This window comes from Flavisolibacter ginsengisoli DSM 18119 (assembly GCF_900129295.1).
GTDB lineage: Bacteria > Bacteroidota > Bacteroidia > Chitinophagales > Chitinophagaceae > Flavisolibacter > Flavisolibacter ginsengisoli.
In genome coordinates, this window is sequence record NZ_FQUU01000002.1 from 398,352 (window position 1) to 417,987 (window position 19,636).

Genomic DNA, 19,636 nt, shown 5'->3' on the forward strand with positions numbered 1-19,636 from the left:
TTATTTATTGTTACCTGATTTCTTTAAACTCCTTACCTAAAGCATAATATAATTAATATAACCTCTTAAATAGCAAAGGCAGTTTCAACTATTTCGGCTTGTTCCTGAGCATGTACCTTGCTATATCCACTGGCTGTTGAGGCACTTGGCTGACGACTGATGATACCAAAGTTTATCGTCTTCAGGTTCATTTGAAGAAAAGATGCGGCTCCCATATTAAGAGGCTCTTCCTGTACCCAAAACCAGGTGGCTTTATTATATTTTTTATACAAAGCTTCCAATTGTGGAAATGGTAATGGATATATCTGTTCAAGTCTCACAATTGAAATATCTGTCCTTTTTTCTTTAGCCTGTTTTTCAGCAAGATCATAATATATTTTACCAGAACAGAATAAAACCTTTTTAATTTCTGTGGGATCCTGGATTGTATTGTCATCAATGACTTCCCTGAAACCTCCATTCGTAAACTCTGAAACAGCAGAATAAGTTCCGGAATGACGGAGATTTGCTTTAGGTGAAAAGTTAATCAATGGCTTTCGGAAAGGCCATGCTAATTGGCGACGTAATGCATGAAAGAGATTTGCAGAAGTAGTTATATTAGTTACAACCATATTTAACTCGGCACATGATTGCAGAAATCTTTCCAGCCGGGCACTGCTATGTTCAGGTCCTTGCCCTTCATAGCCATGAGGAAGCAATAGTACAACACCATCCATGCGTTGCCATTTGGTTTCTGCAGATGATATAAACTGGTCTATAATAATCTGTGCACCATTGGCAAAATCACCAAATTGCGCTTCCCAAATTACTAATGAATTGGGGCTTGCAAGGGCATACCCATATTCAAAGCCCAATACTGCATATTCACTTAACAAGGAATTATATATTCTAAACTCGGCTTGTTTATCCTGGAAACTGTTTAAACGATTATGTTCCTTGTTTGTATTTTCATCATAGATTACTGCGTGACGATGAGAGAAGGTACCCCTTTTGACATCCTGACCACTCATTCTTACATCTTTTCCTTCAATGAGCAAACTTGAATACGCTAATAGTTCACCTGTAGCCCAGTCAACTTTTTTCTCTGCATCGAAAAGCTTTACTTTTTCCTGTAAAATCTTCTCAACTTTCCTTAAAGGTTTAAATCCTTCTGGCCATTTCATGAGTCCTTGAAATAGGCGCATAAAATCATCTTCGCTTATTGCAGTAACAGGAGATTGGTCAAAATCCTGAACATTGGCCTTACGCAGGCTTTTCCATGCCAGTTCTGGCTGCTGGTAATTATAAGGAAGGGGATTTTGTTTTACCTCATCCAAACGCTCTTGCAGATCAGCCCAAAACTTCTTTTCCATTTCTTTTGCAAGAGTTTGCGCATCGGCTTCTCCATTCTTCAACAAATACTGAACGTATTCCTCCCGGGGGTTGGCATGCTTATCAATCAAGGCATATAACTGCGGCTGCGTAAATTTAGGATCATCACCTTCATTATGTCCATGGCGGCGATAGCAAACCATGTCGATAAAAATGTCAGAATTAAATTCCTGCCTGTAGCGGGTAGCAATTTCAACACATTTAACCACAGCTTCCGGATCATCTCCATTCACATGAAAAACCGGGGCTTGAATTGTGGCAGCTATGGAAGTACTGTAATCTGAGCTCCTGGCATCATCAAAATCTGTTGTAAATCCTATTTGATTATTGATGACAAAATGAATTGTACCCCCTGTATAATACCCTTGAAGGTTACTCATTTGAAGTATCTCGTAAACTATTCCCTGGCCGGCAACTGATGCATCGCCATGAATTAATATAGGAAGTACAGAATCGAATTCTGATTTATAGAGTACATCCGCTTTTGCCCTGGAGTAACCCAATACTACAGGGTTTACAGCTTCCAGGTGAGAGGGGTTGGGAGTTAATTTTAAATGCATCTTTTTGCCACTGGCTGTTTCTACCTCACTACTAAAGCCAAGATGATATTTAACATCCCCACTGCCCATGGTTTGATCTGGAATGGCCGTTCCTTCAAACTCACTGAATATTTGTTCATAGGTTTTACCTAATATGTTAGCCAGCACATTCAAACGACCCCGGTGGGCCATTCCTATTACAGCTTCCTGAACGCCATTATTAGAAGCTACAGTTAGTATTGCATCAAGTGCGGCAATTGTTGTCTCCCCTCCTTCCAGTGAAAAACGCTTCTGTCCTACATACTTGGTGTGAAGAAACTTTTCGAAAATAACCCCTTCATTAAGTTTATCCAGGATGCGTTTTTTCTGTTCCAGGGGAACCGGGTTTTGAAGTGTAGTTTCTATTTCCCTCTGAAGCCATTCCATTCTATCCTGGTTTACCACATACTGGTATTCTATTCCTATATGGCCACAATAGATCTTTTGAAGTCGTTCTATTATCTGTTGGAGTGATGCACCAGGTATACCCACAAACTGGCCTGCAGCAAAATTTTGCGTAAGATCTGCTTCTGTTAACCCAAAATACTTCAAATCCAGGTTTGCACCCCTATCTTTCCTTTCACGGATGGGATTGGTCCGGGCCACCAGATGTGCTTTTTTTCTATAACACTGAATAAGGTTATATACTGAAAACTCTTTCTGCAATTTGCTTGCATCTACAGCCTTTTCTTCTTTTGGAGCTGCTACAGCCTGGCCATTAATATTGTTGGAAAAGGCAAAATCAAAACCTTCAAAGAATTTCCGGTATTCGGGATCAATGCTTTCAGGGTTTTGTTTAAAATCATTATAAAGGCTCTCAATGTAAGCCGGGTGTGAATGAGTGATGTAGGAAAAGTCCTTCATGAAAGGAAGTTTGAATTTGGGAACGCAAATATCGCTTAAAAAGTTGTGAGGTCAATCAGTTAGTTAAACACCTATTAAGTTTTTAAATGCCTATACTGATCATAATTAACCATTTACCAAAAATTATGGTGTACCAAAGGAATAATTAACAAATAGAACATCTTTCGAGATTTATGAACTTCTTCATGTCCCTAAATAGACAACTCTTCCATATCTAGCCAGATATAGTATATGAGGAATTAATCCTTTGTAGGTAGATATTCCTTAAGGATTCTTAAAAGGGTGTAAAATCCCTATTTTTTTACCATCTTTTTGCCAGTTTTCATTTATTTACCCTACTTTTGCCGTCCGAAATTAAAAGAACATGGCTAATCATAAGGCAACAAAGAAAGATATGCGTCAGGCTGCTAGGCGTCGCGAAAGAAATAAATATTACGGAAAAACTACCCGTAATGCTATTCGCGACCTAAGAACTATTACTGAAAAAGCTGCCGCAGGTGAAAAAACGCCTGAAGTAATATCTATGATTGATAAACTGGCAAAGCGTGGAGTGATCCATAAAAACAAAGCCAGCAATCTGAAAAGCAAATTGTCCAAAAGAGTGAATGTATTAGCATAAGCTTATTTTCATTGTGATTATATTATGTCCTGCCTACAGCGGGACTTTTTTTATGCCCCTTCCACAACAAGGTTAGCTGTCTGGGTATCAACTCCTATCTTAGCATTATGCGAAAGTTGATCCTTACACTCTTATTGAATCTACCCTTGCTGGTCTTCAGCCAAAAGATCTCAACACAATTTGAACGTACTAATGGAACAGAAACCCCCACTTATAATGATATCATAAACTGGTGGAAAAACCTGGATGCTGTATCTCCAATAGTTAAAATGCAGGAAATGGGTCCTACAGATGCTGGATACCCTTTACACCTGGTGATGGTTTCTGCAGATAAGGATTTTAGCATAGCTTCTATAAAGGCTAAAAAGAAGAGTATCATATTTGTCAATAATGGCATTCATCCGGGCGAACCTGATGGTATTGATGCCAGTATGGTACTGGTAAGGGATATTGTGGAGAACCGTTACAAATTACCGGGAAATGTTGTGCTAGCTATTATTCCGGTATATAATATAGGTGGTTGTTTAAACAGGAGTGCGGATTACCGGGTTGATCAGAATGGCCCGGCGGAATTTGGATTCCGTGGTAACTCAGAAAACCTGGATCTTAACCGTGATTTCATTAAGTGTGACTCAAAGGAAGCTTTCACTTTCACAAATATCTTCCATTACCTTGACCCGGAAGTCTTTGTAGACAATCATGTCAGCAATGGAGCTGACTACCAGCACATAATGACCTTACTTACTTCCCAGCACAATAAGTTAGGTGGCAAAATGGGGGAATACCTAAATAAACAATTTGAACCTACACTTTATACTTTAATGAAGGGTAAAGGATTTGACCTTGTTCCTTATGTTAACCATTTCAGTGAAACACCCGAAAAGGGATGGACTGAATTCTGGGACAGCCCTCGTTACAGTAGCGGGTACACTAGTTTATGGAACACCTTTAGCTTTACTCCAGAAACTCATATGCTGAAATCTTATAAGCAAAGAGTGGAAGCTACCAGTGCTTTAATGGAATGCTTTATTGAGTTCACATCAAAGAACAATAAAGAAATTATTTCTTTAAGAGAACAAACCAAAAAAGACATATGCATCCAGGAGAACTTTCCAGTAGCATGGAAACTTGACAAAGCCAAATCAGTGAATATAAACTTCAAAGGGTATGAAGCTGGTCATAAAACCAGTGAAGTATCAGGATTACCCAGGCTTTATTATGATCGCAATAAACCATTTGAAAGAAAGATTCCATTTTATAATGAATATGCAGACACCCTTGATATTCGCACACCTGCTGCTTATATTATTCCCCAGGGATGGTGGAAAGTAATTGAAAGAATCCAGGCTAATAAGGTTCAATTACGAAAGCTTACCAGGGATACTACATTAATAGTGCAATGGTATAAAATAGAAGGGTACCAGGCCAGCCCAAGGCCTTATGAAGGACATCACCCTAATACCAATGTAAAGATATCTGTGAACACAAAAGAAATGAAATTCCGGAAAGGAGATTACTATATACCCATGAATCAGCCTGCTAATCGGTTTTTGATCGAAACGCTGGAGCCACAGGCCGAGGATAGTTATTTTACCTGGAATTTCTTTGACCCAATACTTGGGCAAAAAGAAGGCTACTCAGATTATCATTTTGAAGATGTTGCAGCAGAATACCTCAACAAACATCCTGATATAAGAATCAGGTTAAATGAAAAAAAGATTTCAGATTCAACTTTTGCCAAAAATGGAGGCGCCCAATTAAACTTTGTTTTTCAGAATTCTCCCTTTTTCGAACCTGCATTTTTACAATACCCTGTATATAGAGTGCCTAAATAATCCAGGTACAACTTTTAAGTGAGCAAGCAGTTGGGATATTTATTCCAGACCGGAAGTAATAAACCTTACTGCTTTCCATTTCAGGCTTACCCTTTTAAAAAATAGATATTTCTTTGAAACTTACCTAAGAGCTATTACGTTCAGTTGCCATTTTACTTCTCTGCCATTTTAACTATTCCAACAAGACTATCGGTATTTACTCCCTCAAGCAGTTCTTCTGATCTTTGCATAAAGAAAGCTGCAGTCTTATCGTAAGGATGTAATTCAATTACCTCCTGGAATGCCTTACGAGCACTTTCAAAAGACTGATTGACGTAGTACATCATTGCTTCATTGAATATTGCCAATGTGGACGTTTTAAAATGTCTCTCCATTTCAGTATCCGCGCTAAAGCATTCATATATGCCAATTGCTTCTTGCTTACCTTTTAATTGCACCAATCCCAGGTGCCTCAGGTGAAAATCTGAAATATCATGCAATTGGCGGAAGCTGGCTTCGCTGATTATGATGCCTGCTTTATAATACTTGGTCAGGCTCTCTATTCGTGACGCTGTGTTAACCGTATCAGCAATAGTAGTAGCATCAAGCCTGTGATGATCGCCAGTGATACCCATTATCAAAGGTCCTGTATGCATGCCTACACCCATTTGAATAAACGGTAGATCCATTAATCTTCTTTCTGCATTTAGCTCTTCCAATGCCCGCCTCATTTCAATGGCAGTTTGCAGTGCATCCAATGCATTCCCGGGAAATATGGCCATAATGGCGTCACCTAAATACTGATTAATAAATCCTCCGTTGCGCCTGATAATCGGTCCCATTCGCTCATTAAAAGAACATACAAAACTAAAGTTCTCTTCCGGGGTCATCTTCTCTGAAAGTGTAGTATAATCCCTGATATCAGAAAACAATACAGTTACAATTTTTTCTACGTGCTCACCCAAATGCACATCAGTGATTACCTTATGCCCAAGAGCACCAATGAACTCATAGGGAACGAACTTGCCTGTAACTTCGTAAACTTTGCGCATAGCCTCTTCACTTTCCCTAGCCTCTTTAATATTTTTTTCATAAAGCAATGCACTTTCAATAGCCCCCGAAGATTGCAAAGCCAGGGTAGTCAATAATTTAAGATCTGCCGCTGTATATTGAACAGATTCGTTGCTGGCAAGTATAATGGCTCCCATCACTCTATGCTTCACCTTCAATGCAGAATAAATAATGGATTGTATAGCAGGTAGCACAATACCGTTTTCAACTAAGGCCGAAGTATCAGTAATGATTTCCGATTGACCGCTGATAATAATCTTACTTAATAAGGGTACCTGTAAATTAATGACCTCTGTATGAAAGAATTCATCGCCTGTAGAGGCAATAACATTCAGTCTTTTTTCCCTTTCATCCCATAAAACAATTACCCCGTCATCATTTCTGATCACATGAGTTGCCTCTTCAAGGGTAATAGCACAAATTGCAGGAGCATCGATGGTCTTAGCCAGCTTTTCGGAGAAATTAAAAATGAGATTTATTTCCTGGTACAGGTTGAGTACTTCAGTCCCTAATTTCTTTTTTTCTCCTTCCTTTTGCACAAGTTGTTCAAGCAGGTTATGAATTGTTTTTGCTAATGCATCCCCTTTCACCCAACCTAATAATTCCTCTTCATAAAGAATGGGATATTGAAATTCAGGTGAATTATTCTGGGAACCTGCAAGCACATTTCCCTTGACATCTTCTATCCATACATCTGCTTTAAGGCTATCCAGTAAAAGTGGAATAGCTGATAACGTATCTGCCTTCTTGCCTACAATATTTTTTAAACTTATCCTTGCCATTTATAATATTAGTTGGGATCAGTTGCTTAACTCGAGTACCTCTCTTGCCTTGGCAAGTATGACCTCAGGATCAAAAGGCTTGGTCATGTACAGATCAGCGCCTACTTCCTGCCCTTTCAATCGGTCAAGTTCCTGCCCTTTAGCTGTAAGCAGTACAATATAAACGTCAATGGATAATTCTTTTTTTACCCTGCGGCATACCTCCATACCATTCATTTTGGGCATCATCACATCTAAAAATACAAGTTGAGGGTTTTCAGATTGAATAAGTTCCAGTGCCTGTTCACCGTTTTCAGCCATCAAAAAATTGACTCCTTCGTCTTCAAGTTCTTCCAATGTTTGTTCAATTAACATTCTTATATGGGCCTCGTCGTCTACGATCAATAGTTTCTTTTCCATTTCTTCAATTTAAAAAGTTAGTAAGTAGTTTACTGGTACATTAAGAATAAAACATTTTCCAGCCCTTTCTCAAAGCGTAATGCCTGTACCATTTCATTTTTACCTGATTGCACTGAATTGAGTATTATAATATCTGGTTGGGTATCTATAGCTGTCTGTACAAGGGCAGTCCCATCTGATTCCACTACGTGGTAACCCTTTGCCTGCAATACATCTGTCAATGATCTAACAGCAGCTGAATCTTCATCTACAACCATAACTTTTTTCCTGCTTTTACCCTGTTCCAATAAATTACCCACCTCAGTAAATAATTGTGCTGTGTCAATTGGCTTGGTGAGATAACGATCTACTCCTATACGATACCCCCGTGCCTTATCCTGCACAATGGACAATACGATAATAGGAATATCCATTGTCTGTGGATCATTCTTTAATATAGCGGCAAGATCAAATCCATTCATTTCCGGCATCATTACATCCAATATGATAAGATCAGGCTTATTTACCCGGATCTTTTCGAGTGCATCTTTGCCGTTTGATGCTTCTTCAATCAAATAGCCAGCCTCACTTAATTCCTGGTGTAGTAATGAGCGTATAGCTTCTTCATCATCCACTATAAGTATCGTCGAATTTTGTCCATCCATTTGGATGGTTGACTGGGCCATTTGCACTTTAAGTTGCTTTACCAATTCATTTAAATGTATGGGTTGAACACTTTCTGTTTGAATTACAGGCAATGCAAAAGAAAAAGTACTTCCTTTTCCAACTTCACTTTCAAGCCATATCCGGCCACCATGATGTTCAACGATCTCTTTACAGATAGGCAGGCCAAGGCCTGTTCCCTTAGGCTTGTCCGTTAGTGTATCTCCACCTACCTGTTTAAATTGTTCAAAAACTGCCGAATAATCATCCATTGCTATTCCAATACCGGTATCTGTTATACTGACAATCAATTCATCCTTCTTGCGGTAAACATCACAAGTCACGAAACCTGAATCAGTGAATTTTACCGCATTGGAGATGAGGTTGATGATCACCTGGATCAGTTTATCCCTGTCACCTGATATTTCCGGAATGTTGGTATCTATATTTTTTACTAGTTGAAGTGATTTCTGTTCAAATAAAGAGGATGTTGCCATTATAGCCCGCTCTGCAACTTCTGGTAAAGAAACCTTTTCGAAATTCCATTCCATTTTACCTGCCTCAATTTTAGCCAGGTCTAAAACATCATTGATCAGATGAGTTAATCTTTCACCCTCAGAAATCACCACGTTGAGATTCTCAGATATCTGGTTGATTGTTTTTTCATTCTTTCCATCACTCCTGTCAAGAGCAGGAAATATCTTATCCTCAAGTCTTTTACGGATGATTTTTGTAAATCCTAAAACAGAGGTAAGAGGAGTTCTTAATTCATGGCTTACAGTTGACAAGAATGCACTTTTGGCTTCATTTGCTTTCTCTGCAACTTTACTGGCAGCTTCTGCCTCCAGTTTTGCCTGTTTCACTTCCTCAAACAACTTAGCGTTCCGCAAAGCCACACCCACTGATGCAGCTATGGTGGACAAAAGACGGAGGTCATTTTCATTGAAACTGTTTTCATGTTCAGTGCTTTGAACACTTAATACCCCAATGATATCTTCCCCAACTGGTATAGGCACCCCAAGGTAGGATGCTGCCGGAATACCCACACGTTGTACTCCTAAATGAGATCTAAGTTCTTCAACATCTTTATTGATCAATAAAGGTTCACCGGTAAGAATGATTTTGGATGTCAGGCCTTCTCCCAATTTTATTGGCGACATATTATCACCAAACTGGTAAGGGAAATGAATAATCCTGGTTTTTTGATTTAACAATGCCAGGTACACGATATTGGCCCTGAACAGGTCCTTCATCTGGTTGCCCACTAATTCTATTAATTCATCAGGGTTTAATTGCGAAGCCAGAGCTTTGCTGATGCTGTTTACTGTACTTAATTCAGTAGCCCTTTGTTTTGCTTCAGCCAAAAGATGTGTAGTTTCATCAAACAACCTTGCATTCTCAAGCGCTACACTCATGCTATTGGTCAAAGTGGTCAGCAATCTTAGGTCTGATTCAGTAAAAGCATTTTCCTTATCAATATTTTGCAGGCTTACCGATCCTTTCACTACATCACCTACGATCATGGGAACAAATAGTGCAGATTTCGGAGGCTGCCCTTTACTAACTCCTGTTCCACCATATTTCTTTGCGGTTTCCAGGTAATTGCTATTGATCAGTAATGGTTCACGTGTAGCTATAAGTTGTTTGTTTGCCCATATCATCGGGCGTAGTTCATTGTAAAACCTTTCACCCCTTTCTAAAGCAAATCGCCATTGTTCCATTCCCTTCCCTGCATCAAGCGTGCGTATGATGACTGTATGTGTATCAAATAATTCGCTGATTCTGTTACCTACAAGATCATAAATAGCTTGTACATCCATTTCCCTGACCAAATCTTCCTGTACACTGTTTATCACTGCCAGCTCACCTGTACGCTGTTCGGTTTCTTTTAAAAGCCTTGTTGTTTCATCGAAAAGGCGGGCACTCTTAAGAGCGACACTCATACTATTTACAAGCGTCGTCAATAAATTTATATCTGAATCAGAAAAAGCATTTTCCTGGTCAAGGTTCTGAAGGCTGATAATACCTGTCACTTCTCCTCCCGCCATCATTGGCACCAATACCAGGGATTTAGCAGCCTGGCCAACAATAACAGTATTATCGTATTGTGACCTGAGCTTGTCCATATCCTTATTAATGACCAGCAATTGGGTACTGTCAATTACATGCTTTCTAAATCCGTGTGGTTCACGAGGGCCCAACAAGGTACGATCACCCTTTTCATAGGCATACCGGTCTTCTATAATATTGGTCTTCCTGTCGTAGGTTACAATATCAATTACCTGCGCATTGAATATCTCCCTCATCTTTTCACCAACAAGGTCATAGATGCCCTGTATATCCATTTGCGCCACCAGGCTTTCCTGCACACTGGTGATCACCGCCAGCTCTGCGTTGCGCTGACCTGTCTCTTTTAATAACCGGTTTGTCTCATCAAACAGGCGGGCACTTTCCAGCGCTACGCTCATACTGTTGGCCAATGTAGTAAGCAGGCTCACATCAGATTCTGAAAATGCATTTTCATGATCAATATTCTGAAGGCTGATGATACCAGTTACTTTTCCCCCAGCAATCATGGGAACATATATCTGTGATTTAGGTGTTTCCCCAATCAGGATTTCATTCCCAAATTCACGCATTGCTCTTTCTACATTGTTATTGTGCAATAAGATATGCCCTGTTTCGATGACATGTTTTCTAAATCCCTTCGGCTTCCTTGGCCCAACCAATGTCCTGTCTCCTTTTTCAAAGGAATATTTATCTTCTATTAAATTAGCACGGCTGTCATAAGTAACTATATCGATCACTTGTGGATTGAATATCTTCCGCATCTTTTCACCTACCAACTCATAGATCCCATTCATATCCATTTCTGCAACGAGGCTTTCCTGTACACTGTTGATCACAGCCAGTTCAGCATTCCTTTGCTCGGTTTCTTTCAACAACCGGGTGGTTTCATCAAACAGCCTTGCACTTTCCAATGCGACACTCATACTATTGGCAAGTGTTGTGATCAGGCTGATATTTGATTCACTGAAGGCATGCTCCTGGTCAAGGTTCTGCAAGCTAATAACACCCTTTACTTTGCCACCGGCTATCATTGGCACATACACTTGCGATTTAGGCATCTCACCGATCAATATCTCGTTCTCAAATTCCTGGACTGCCTTGGCTACATTTTCATTGTGCAACAACAATTCGCCTGTTTCTAGAACATGCTTACGGAAACCCTTTGGCGCTCGTGGTCCCAAAATGGTCCTGTCTCCCTTTTCATAAGCATATTGATCTTCTATCAGGTTTTTTGACGGGTCATAGGTAACAATATCAATCACCTGTGCATTGAATATTTCGCGGATCTTCTCGCCTACCAATTCATAAATAGATTTAATGTCCATCTGGGCCACCAGGCTTTCCTGTACACTATTAATAACTGCTAGCTCTGCATTCCGTTGTTCAGTTTCTTTTAATAACCTGTTGGTTTCATCAAATAACCTGGCATTTTCCAAAGCAACACTCATACTATTGGCAAGTGTTTCCAGCAGTCTTACATCCGAGTCAGTGAAAGCATTTTCTTTATCAATATTTTGAAGACTAACATAACTCTTGACCTTGTCTCCTGTCATTAATGGAACAAACAAAAGGGACCTGGGATATTCGGTTCCTGGTAATACTTTCAAGCCAAACTCTGAAGCGGCTGCTTCGTAATCTTTATTGATCAGGATCTTTTCCCTGGTCAGTATCAGGTGCTGACGCAACTTATCATAGGGTCGTGGCTTCAAATAAAACCTTTCTCCTTTCTCAATAAGGTATTTGAATTCCTCCATGCCTGTTTGCTGGTCAAGTGTGGCTATGATGACTGCCTGTGCATTGAATACATCACGAATACGATCCCCCACCAGGTCATAAATGGCCTGCATATCCAATTCCTTGGCCAATCCTTCCTGCACACTGTTAATTACAGCTAATTCAGCTGTACGTTGCTCTGTTTCTTTAAGTAAGCGATTGGTCTCATCAAACCGTCTTGCACTTTCCAATGCAATGCTCATGCTATTAGCCAACGTAGTCAATAAATTAACCGATGAATCGGAGAATGCATTCTCTTTATCAAGATCCTGCAGGCTGATCATGCCTTTAACTTCACCACCAGAGATCATTGGTACAAATACAGCTGATTTTGGCTGTTCACCATAAATGACCTGGCTGTCAAATTTCTTGCTCAGGGCATCAAGATCTTTGTTGATGACAAATACCTGCCCCGTATCGATAACATGTTTCCGGAACCCTTTAGGTTCCCATTTACCAACTTTTGTCCTGTCGCCTTTTTCAAAAGAATAATGATCCTCCAGTAGGTTGGTCTTCTTGTCATAGGTAACTATATCTATTACCTGTGCATTAAATATCTCCCGTATTTTTTCCCCTACCATATTGTAGATCCCTTCCATTTCCATTTCGCTAACCAGGCCTTCCTGTACCCTGTTAATCACGGCAAGTTCCTCTACACGATGGCTTAATTCAGCAGTTCTTAAAGCAACAGTGTGTTCCAGCACCCTGTGCTTGGCTTCCAACTGGCGTGTACGCCACCTGACCAGGTAATACACAACAGCCAAAGCAGCCAGTCCATAAAATAGGTAAGCCCACCAGGTACGCCACCAGGGTGGTAAAATGGCGAATGTGTATATAGTTTCCTCACTTGGCTTTTGATATACATTCAAAGCCTTCACATGAAACTTGTAATGACCATCAGGAAGGTTAGTGTATTCCTTATAATAATTGTTGTCCCATCCTGACCAGCCGCTTTCAAAACCTTCCAGCCAGGTCTGGTATTGTGTTTTATCTTCCTGTTCAAAAAATGGGGCAGCATATTCAAAACGAAGTGTACTATTTTTAAAGGAAATGGATGAAGAAGTACTATCCCCTGTTAATGGGTTTAAAACTTCATTGCCTGCAGTAACATGCCTTAATATGGTTTTAAAATCCTGGTTATAATTCTTTTCCAGTTTTTCATCAAAACGAACCAGGCCATCAGTTGTACATATCCAGGTAATTCCATTATCCTCGGGGTAAATACTGGAAAAAGACCTGTCGGCAATGGGCAATAAGGCTGTCTTATCTAAACGATATTTTCCATTAGGCTGTGGAGTAGCAATAATGGTTTCCTTACCAAACCGCAACCAGACCCTGCCCCCCTTATCTTCTGTAATAAAAAATTCCTCCTTTCCACCACTTTTAAATTTCCCAAAACTAGTATCCGTGAAAAAGGTATTCCTTCTTGAATCAAACCGATAAATACCTCCCTCAGCGGGGAACCAGGTATCACCTTTGATCTTATATACATTACCCTGTGCATTCTTTAAACCCTGTTCTTCGCCATAACGTTGATATCCAAATTTGCTAAGTACCGGCTGACCTGATTGATCAAAAGCAGGAGTGATTTTATAAACAACTCCACTTTGCGTACCAGCCCAAACAGAACCATCATTATTCTCTGAGAACGTCCATACCTGGTCGTCGAGGTTCGGCAGCGGCCCTATGTACTTCCAGTCAGATGAGGTTTTAGTGAATATCTTTACACCAGAAGTAGCACCACCATATAATAGGTTTGGATATTTATTTGATTGCAGCATCCCTGCCAATTGCATATTGCCACCAATAGAAGGCTGTATACTTTTCACTTTACCATCCTGTAACATAAAAAGACCATCATTAGGTATCAACAGGTTATTATTGTCTGCTAATAAGGTAAATGTTTGATTAGGTGGTATTCCATGAACAGGTTCAAACTTCGAAGTCTTTTCATTGAAGCGAAGCAAGCCGTTAGTTGTGCCCAGGAACAGGGTTCCCTTGAACCTATCAATTACAAGTGTGGCCGTATTGATTCCTGACTGGTTTGTAAACTGTGTTAAAGGAGAAGATGTTTCTACTCTTGAGATCCCATTATCCAAAGCCAGCCATAGTGTTCCCTTAGTATCTGCATATACCGCATAAACAGATTCATCCTGTAGTCCGACATCACGATTGATCTGTTGTATAATCTTTCCATTTCCATCAATAACCACCAGGCCTTTTCCGGTAGTGGAGAGTGCATAAAAACCATCCTTTGTTTTCGCACCCTTATATAAAGTACCAGATTTTAAAAGCTCAGAAGCTTCCGAAGCAAAAGGTTGAAATTTTTTGCCATCGAATAGATAAAGACCACTATAAAATAATCCTATTAAGTATTTTTTCTCACTTGTCTTTTTTTCCTCTCCTGGGGTAACATAGGGTAACATAACCTGCATGCGTTCCTGCCCCAAAAATTCACTTCCAGGAATCAATTGTAGTGAATCATTGACCATCTTAAAGAGGCCTAGTCCCTGTTCATGCACATAATAATTATCATCGATGTAGAAAGAATACATAAACCTGGCCTTTGGTTTCCAAACCTTAACCTCATTCTTTGAATTCAATCTCACTATCAGTTCTCTAGACTGGAAGTATACCCCTTCATCCGCAGCATGAATTGTCCATACATCATAAAAATTACGATAAGCAGCAGGCACGTATTTTATTAAAGAGCGGCCAACTGTTTGTCCCACACTATCCTGTTCAAGGAATCCAAAATCTCCTATAGCACCATAATAGATCCTTCCGTTCTTATCCTTAGCCAGCGCCCTTGTAACCACAGGAATGTTCTTAAACTGAACTTTTCTCCACTTAACACCATCGTATTCCAGGATACCATTCTGTATCCCAAAATACATAACTCCCCTGTTGTCTTCCATCACACACCATGTTTGTGGAAGAGCCTTATAAGTTTTAGGCAGGTAATTGGTTATAAAAGGCAAACCTTTTTCAGCATTACTTTGGGAAATTGCGGAAAAAGGAAGAAAAAATAGCAATCCTGAATAAAGTACGTATTCAAGTTTCTTAAAGCAGGAATTAAGTAAGGTCATAGCAGATCAATTATAAAAGAATCAATGTTCTTGAATAGCAGATTGGATGATCTCGTCTTCTATAAACCTTTGGGGTAAGAATTCAGAAACTTACAATAGACAATAAATAAAAAGCTGTTTATAAATATAACATAAACCCGGGGCATTATAAAATAAGAAAATCAGGGTCATATTTCTTCTCTACAGCCATGCGTGCTTCCACTTCAAAGCGGTTATTATGATAACCTTTGCGAATAGATTCCAATAAGTATTGCCATAGAAATCTTACAAAACCTAATTTTTGGTATTGACGTACATGTTCCATTTCATGCATAAGCCATTTCTGGTTTTGTACAAAGCTGTCTTTATCAACTTTCCATAAATGAATGGTCAAGCCAAACACGATAGCTACAGACGGGGCATTCAATTTCCAGGCAGCTATCCTGGCAATTTGTGAATTCTCTTTTATTCTAACACAAACAGGCATGATTCAAAATTAAGAAGTACATAATGTACAATTCTGCTGCTTTAGATAATGCACCATTTTCATTGAACCTGGTTCCTTCTAAAAGGAAAATGTTTCAGCATTTAAAAATCATAATAGTATGGTAGAGTTGATTTGGTACAGGGGCATAAAAAAAGCCTTTCATTTCTGAAAGGCTTTCATTTAATAAATATGGCAGCTACCTACTCTCCCGCATTTTGGTGCAGTACCATCGGCCATGAGGGGCTTAACTTCTCTGTTCGGTATGGGAAGAGGTGAACACCCTCGGCAAAACCACCATAAAGAGTTTATAGTTTCTGGTTTATAGTTCCTGGTTTGATGAACCATCACTATGCACCATAGCTATATAATAAGATTAACATATTGGATCAAAAAAGGAGTTAGGAGAGAGTCTATCTATACCATGCCTTTGAGGGCAGGTAGTAAAAAAAAATTAAAGCGTACGAGCAATTAGTACTACTCGGCTTTGCTATTACTAGCTTTACACCTGTAGCCTATCAACGTAGTCGTCTACTACGGCTCTTAAAAGTAAACTCATCTTGTGGAAGGTTTCACGCTTAGATGCTTTCAGCGTTTATCCTTGCCGTACATAGCTACTCTGCACTGCACCTGGCGGCACAACAGATACACCAGCGGTACGTGCGACCCGGTCCTCTCGTACTAAGGTCACGTCCACTCAATTTACTCGCGCCCACCACAGATAGGGACCGAACTGTCTTGCGACGTTCTGAACCCAGTTCACGTGCCACTTTAATCGGCGAACAGCCGAACCCTTGGGACCTTCTCCAGCCCCAGGATGTGACGAACCGACATCGAGGTGCCAAACCTCCCCGTCGATATGAGCTCTTGGGGGAGATCAGCCTGTTATCCCCGGAGTACCTTTTATCCTTTGAGCGATGGCCCTTCCATGCAGAACCACCGGATCACTTCAGCCGGCTTTCGCCCCTGCTCGACCTGTATGTCTCACAGTCAAGCTCCCTTATACTGATGCGCTCTACGTACGATTACCAACCGTACTGAGGGAACCTTTGCAAGCCTCCGTTACTTTTTAGGAGGCGACCACCCCAGTCAAACTACCCACCATGCACTGTTTCCATTACTGGATTAGATCCTAAACAAACGAAGGTTGGTATTTCAACGTTGACTCCACCATGCCTGGCGACACAGCTTCAAAGTCTCCCAACTATCCTACACATCGGTTGTTCAAAATCAATGCAAAGTTGTAGTGAAGGTTCACGGGGTCTTTCCGTCCCGTGGCGGGTAACCGGCATCTTCACCGATACTACAATTTCACCGGGCTCGTGGAGGAGACAGTGTTCAACTCATTAGACCATTCGTGCAGGTCGGAACTTACCCGACAAGGAATTTCGCTACCTTAGGACCGTTATAGTTACGGCCGCCGTTTACTGGGGCTTCAGTCAGGAGCTTTGGAGTTGCCTCCGAACACCCTTCCTTAACCTTCCAGCACCGGGCAGGTATCAGGCTCTATACGTCATCTTACGATTTTGCAGGGCCCTGTGTTTTTGTTAAACAGTTGGTTGAACCATTTTACTGTGACCGCATCGCTGCGGTACGCTTTATCCCGAAGTTACAGCGTTAATTTGCCTAGTTCCTTCTCCACGGCTCACCCGAGCGCCTTAGAATTCTCATCCCGTCTACCTGTGTCGGTTTGCGGTACTGGCAGCATTCACCTGAACCTTAGAGGTTTTTCTCGGCGGCTATTAGGACACTCCATCGGGCCGAAGCCCTCAGATACTTTCGTACTTCGCCATCCTTTGCGGATTTACCTGCAAAAAATATAACTACATACTTAAACGTGCTATTCCGTAAGCATCGTGTGTCGGTCACTTCCGCGTCACCCCATCGAAATGAATGCCGGTACTGGAATATTAACCAGTTTTCCATCAGTTACCCCTTTCGGGTTTACCTAAGGACCAGACTAACCCTGATCCGATTAACGTTGATCAGGAACCCTTAGACTTTCGGCGATAAGGTTTTTCACCTTATTTATCGTTACTTATACCTACATTTTCTTTTGAAATCGCTCCAGCATACCTCACGGTACACCTTCGATGCTGATTTCAATGCTCCCCTACCGATATACACTCTGAAGTGCAATCATAAAGCTTCGGTTCGTAGTTTGATGCCCGATTATTTTCCGTGCAGGGTCTCTCGACCAGTGAGCTGTTACGCACTCTTTAAATGAATGGCTGCTTCCAAGCCAACATCCTGGCTGTTATAGAAACCCCACCTCGTTTGATCAACTTAACTACGTATTAGGGACCTTAGCTGTTATTCTGGGTTATTTCCCTCTCGGCCACGGACCTTAGCGCCCGCAGCCTCACTGCCGCAGATATTTATTAGCATTCGGAGTTTGTCAGGGTTTGGTAGGCGGTGAAGCCCCCTAGCCCAATCAGTAGCTCTACCTCTAATAAACTTCTAAAATGCGACGCTGTTCCTAAAAACATTTCGGGGAGAACGAGCTATCTCTCAGTTTGATTGGCCTTTCACCCCTATCCACAAGTCATCCCAGAGCTTTTCAACGCTAACGGGTTCGGCCCTCCAGAGAGTGTTACCCCTCCTTCAGCCTGCTCATGGATAGATCACAAAGTTTCGCGTCTGCCCCCACAGACTAATGCGCCCTATTTGGACTCGCTTTCGCTACGGCTCCGTTAATTAAGAACTTAACCTCGCCTGTGAGGAGCAACTCGTAGGTTCATTATGCAAAAGGCACGCCGTCACATATTGCTATGCTCCGACCGCTTGTAGGCACACGGTTTCAGGTACTATTTCACTCCCTTGTTTAGGGTGCTTTTCACCTTTCCCTTACGGTACTGGTTCACTATCGGTCTCTGAGGAGTATTTAGCCTTACCAGATGGTGCTGGCAGATTCAAGCAGGATTTCTCCGGTCCCGCCCTACTCAGGATACCACTCGTCCCTGTCAATTTACGCTTACGCGGCTATCACGCTCTATGGCTCAATTTTCCAAAAAATTCAGCTTGATGACAGTTTCTAAATGTGGTCCTACAACCCTCAATCGGCACGCCGATCAAGTTTAGGCTGTTCCCTGTTCGCTCGCCACTACTTGGGGAATCATTAATTTATTTTCTTTTCCTCCCGGTACTTAGATGTTTCAGTTCTCGGGGTTGGCTTTCCTTTCGGAATGACATGTCTTCAACATGCCGGGTTGTCCCATTCGGAAATCTGCGGATGTAACGATTGTGTGCATCTCCCCGCAGCTTATCGCAGCTTACCACGTCCTTCTTCGCCTCTCAGAGCCAAGGCATCCACCATGTGCCCTTAGTTGCTTTAAAAAATTTGAAATTGTATTTGTTACCCGACCACAACAACTTCAGACCACCAAAAACTTGGCGATACTAAATTATTATGTGATCGTTCAATAGACTCTCGTCTAACAACTTTTTTGATTTTTCCAATATGTCAAAGAACTTAACCGATTTAAAATTTAATATCGAATATGTAATATTGAATACTAAACCCTAAATGGTCTTTAGCTGATAACCTGGATACGATCCAGTCAAAATCCCTAATGGATTATTACCATCTTAGTTTGAAAGAACTGTTTCGTTTTCCCTCAATATCCCAATTGACAATTGCCAATCGAAAATATTGTGGAGGATAACGGATTCGAACCGTTGACCCCCTGCGTGCAAGGCAGGTGCTCTAGCCAGCTGAGCTAATCCCCCTACTGTAAAGGTTGACTAGTTACTGGTCTTGTGGCAGTTGACAAGAAATGAAGACCTTTTCAACTTTTCACCTCATCAACTAATCACCGGCAGCTTTCTGTGGTAGACCCGACCAGATTTGAACTGGTGACCCCTACATTATCAGTGTAGTGCTCTAACCAGGCTGAGCTACGGATCTGTTTGGTGTATCTTGTAGCCCCTTTTTATCGGGTTTACTTTTAAAAACTTGTAAAAGAACTTCTTTAAGTAATTTGAAAGAGATGGAAACAACAGCAGGTAAGCCAATGTTACCTCTTGGGCGGACCCAGAGGAACGTGCTCTAAAAAGGAGGTATTCCAGCCGCACCTTCCGATACGGCTACCTTGTTACGAC

At 41.0% G+C, this 19,636-nt stretch carries 7 protein-coding genes, 2 tRNA genes and 3 rRNA genes (1 of these 12 running past the window's edge); 2 read left to right on the forward strand and 10 right to left on the reverse strand.

Annotated features, from left to right (window positions below; genetic code table 11):
• Positions 1 to 65 precede the first annotated feature (65 nt).
• Positions 66 to 2,813 carry a 2-oxoglutarate dehydrogenase E1 component gene (locus BUA53_RS03840; RefSeq protein ID WP_072833916.1) on the reverse strand — a complete coding sequence of 916 codons (2,748 nt, stop codon included), beginning with the start codon at positions 2,811 to 2,813 and terminating at the stop codon, positions 66 to 68.
• Between the two features lie 364 nt (positions 2,814 to 3,177).
• On the opposite strand from BUA53_RS03840, the gene rpsT reads away from it, so the two are divergent.
• Entirely contained in the window at positions 3,178 to 3,432 is a 255-nt protein-coding gene (gene rpsT / locus BUA53_RS03845; RefSeq protein WP_072833917.1) for a 30S ribosomal protein S20, read from the forward strand.
• A gap of 107 nt (positions 3,433 to 3,539) precedes the next feature.
• A complete protein-coding gene (locus BUA53_RS03850) occupies positions 3,540 to 5,267 on the forward strand; it encodes a M14 family zinc carboxypeptidase (protein ID WP_072833918.1) in 1,728 nt (575 codons plus the stop codon).
• A 152-nt stretch (positions 5,268 to 5,419) separates the two neighbouring features.
• On the opposite strand, the gene BUA53_RS03855 is transcribed toward BUA53_RS03850, so the two are convergent.
• From BUA53_RS03855 to BUA53_RS03895, 9 genes are all read right to left on the reverse strand, one after another.
• On the reverse strand, positions 5,420 to 7,099 hold the full coding sequence (locus BUA53_RS03855; protein WP_072833919.1) for an adenylate/guanylate cyclase domain-containing protein: 1,680 nt from the start codon (positions 7,097 to 7,099) through the stop codon (positions 5,420 to 5,422).
• A gap of 18 nt (positions 7,100 to 7,117) precedes the next feature.
• Positions 7,118 to 7,498 carry a response regulator transcription factor gene (locus tag BUA53_RS03860; protein ID WP_072833920.1) on the reverse strand — a complete coding sequence of 127 codons (381 nt, stop codon included), beginning with the start codon at positions 7,496 to 7,498 and terminating at the stop codon, positions 7,118 to 7,120.
• A gap of 29 nt (positions 7,499 to 7,527) precedes the next feature.
• Positions 7,528 to 15,072 (reverse strand): GAF domain-containing protein, encoded by a 7,545-nt coding sequence (locus BUA53_RS03865; protein ID WP_072833921.1) that lies wholly within the window; start codon positions 15,070 to 15,072, stop codon positions 7,528 to 7,530.
• A gap of 145 nt (positions 15,073 to 15,217) precedes the next feature.
• Positions 15,218 to 15,538 carry a hypothetical protein gene (locus tag BUA53_RS03870; RefSeq protein WP_072833922.1) on the reverse strand — a complete coding sequence of 107 codons (321 nt, stop codon included), beginning with the start codon at positions 15,536 to 15,538 and terminating at the stop codon, positions 15,218 to 15,220.
• Between the two features lie 187 nt (positions 15,539 to 15,725).
• A 5S ribosomal RNA gene (rrf, locus tag BUA53_RS03875) occupies positions 15,726 to 15,837 on the reverse strand.
• Between the two features lie 149 nt (positions 15,838 to 15,986).
• Positions 15,987 to 18,871, reverse strand: a 23S ribosomal RNA gene (locus BUA53_RS03880).
• A 319-nt stretch (positions 18,872 to 19,190) separates the two neighbouring features.
• Positions 19,191 to 19,264: transfer RNA gene (locus BUA53_RS03885), tRNA-Ala, on the reverse strand.
• Positions 19,265 to 19,364: 100 nt separating this feature from the next.
• Positions 19,365 to 19,442, reverse strand: a tRNA-Ile gene (locus BUA53_RS03890).
• Positions 19,443 to 19,587: 145 nt separating this feature from the next.
• Positions 19,588 to 19,636 (reverse strand): 16S ribosomal RNA (locus BUA53_RS03895); its annotated part runs 1,235 nt beyond the window's last position; the annotation flags it as partial.

Excerpts from the sequence above, each read along its gene's own strand:
- BUA53_RS03840 (WP_072833916.1), bottom strand. The coding sequence starts at position 2,813 with ATGAAGGACTTTTCCTACATCACTCATTCACACCCGGCTTACATTGAG.
- BUA53_RS03855 (WP_072833919.1), bottom strand. The coding sequence starts at position 7,099 with ATGGCAAGGATAAGTTTAAAAAATATTGTAGGCAAGAAGGCAGATACG.
- BUA53_RS03850 (WP_072833918.1), top strand. The coding sequence starts at position 3,540 with ATGCGAAAGTTGATCCTTACACTCTTATTGAATCTACCCTTGCTGGTC.
- BUA53_RS03860 (WP_072833920.1), bottom strand. The coding sequence starts at position 7,498 with ATGGAAAAGAAACTATTGATCGTAGACGACGAGGCCCATATAAGAATG.
- BUA53_RS03865 (WP_072833921.1), bottom strand. The coding sequence starts at position 15,072 with ATGACCTTACTTAATTCCTGCTTTAAGAAACTTGAATACGTACTTTAT.
- BUA53_RS03870 (WP_072833922.1), bottom strand. The coding sequence starts at position 15,538 with ATGCCTGTTTGTGTTAGAATAAAAGAGAATTCACAAATTGCCAGGATA.
- rpsT (WP_072833917.1), top strand. The coding sequence starts at position 3,178 with ATGGCTAATCATAAGGCAACAAAGAAAGATATGCGTCAGGCTGCTAGG.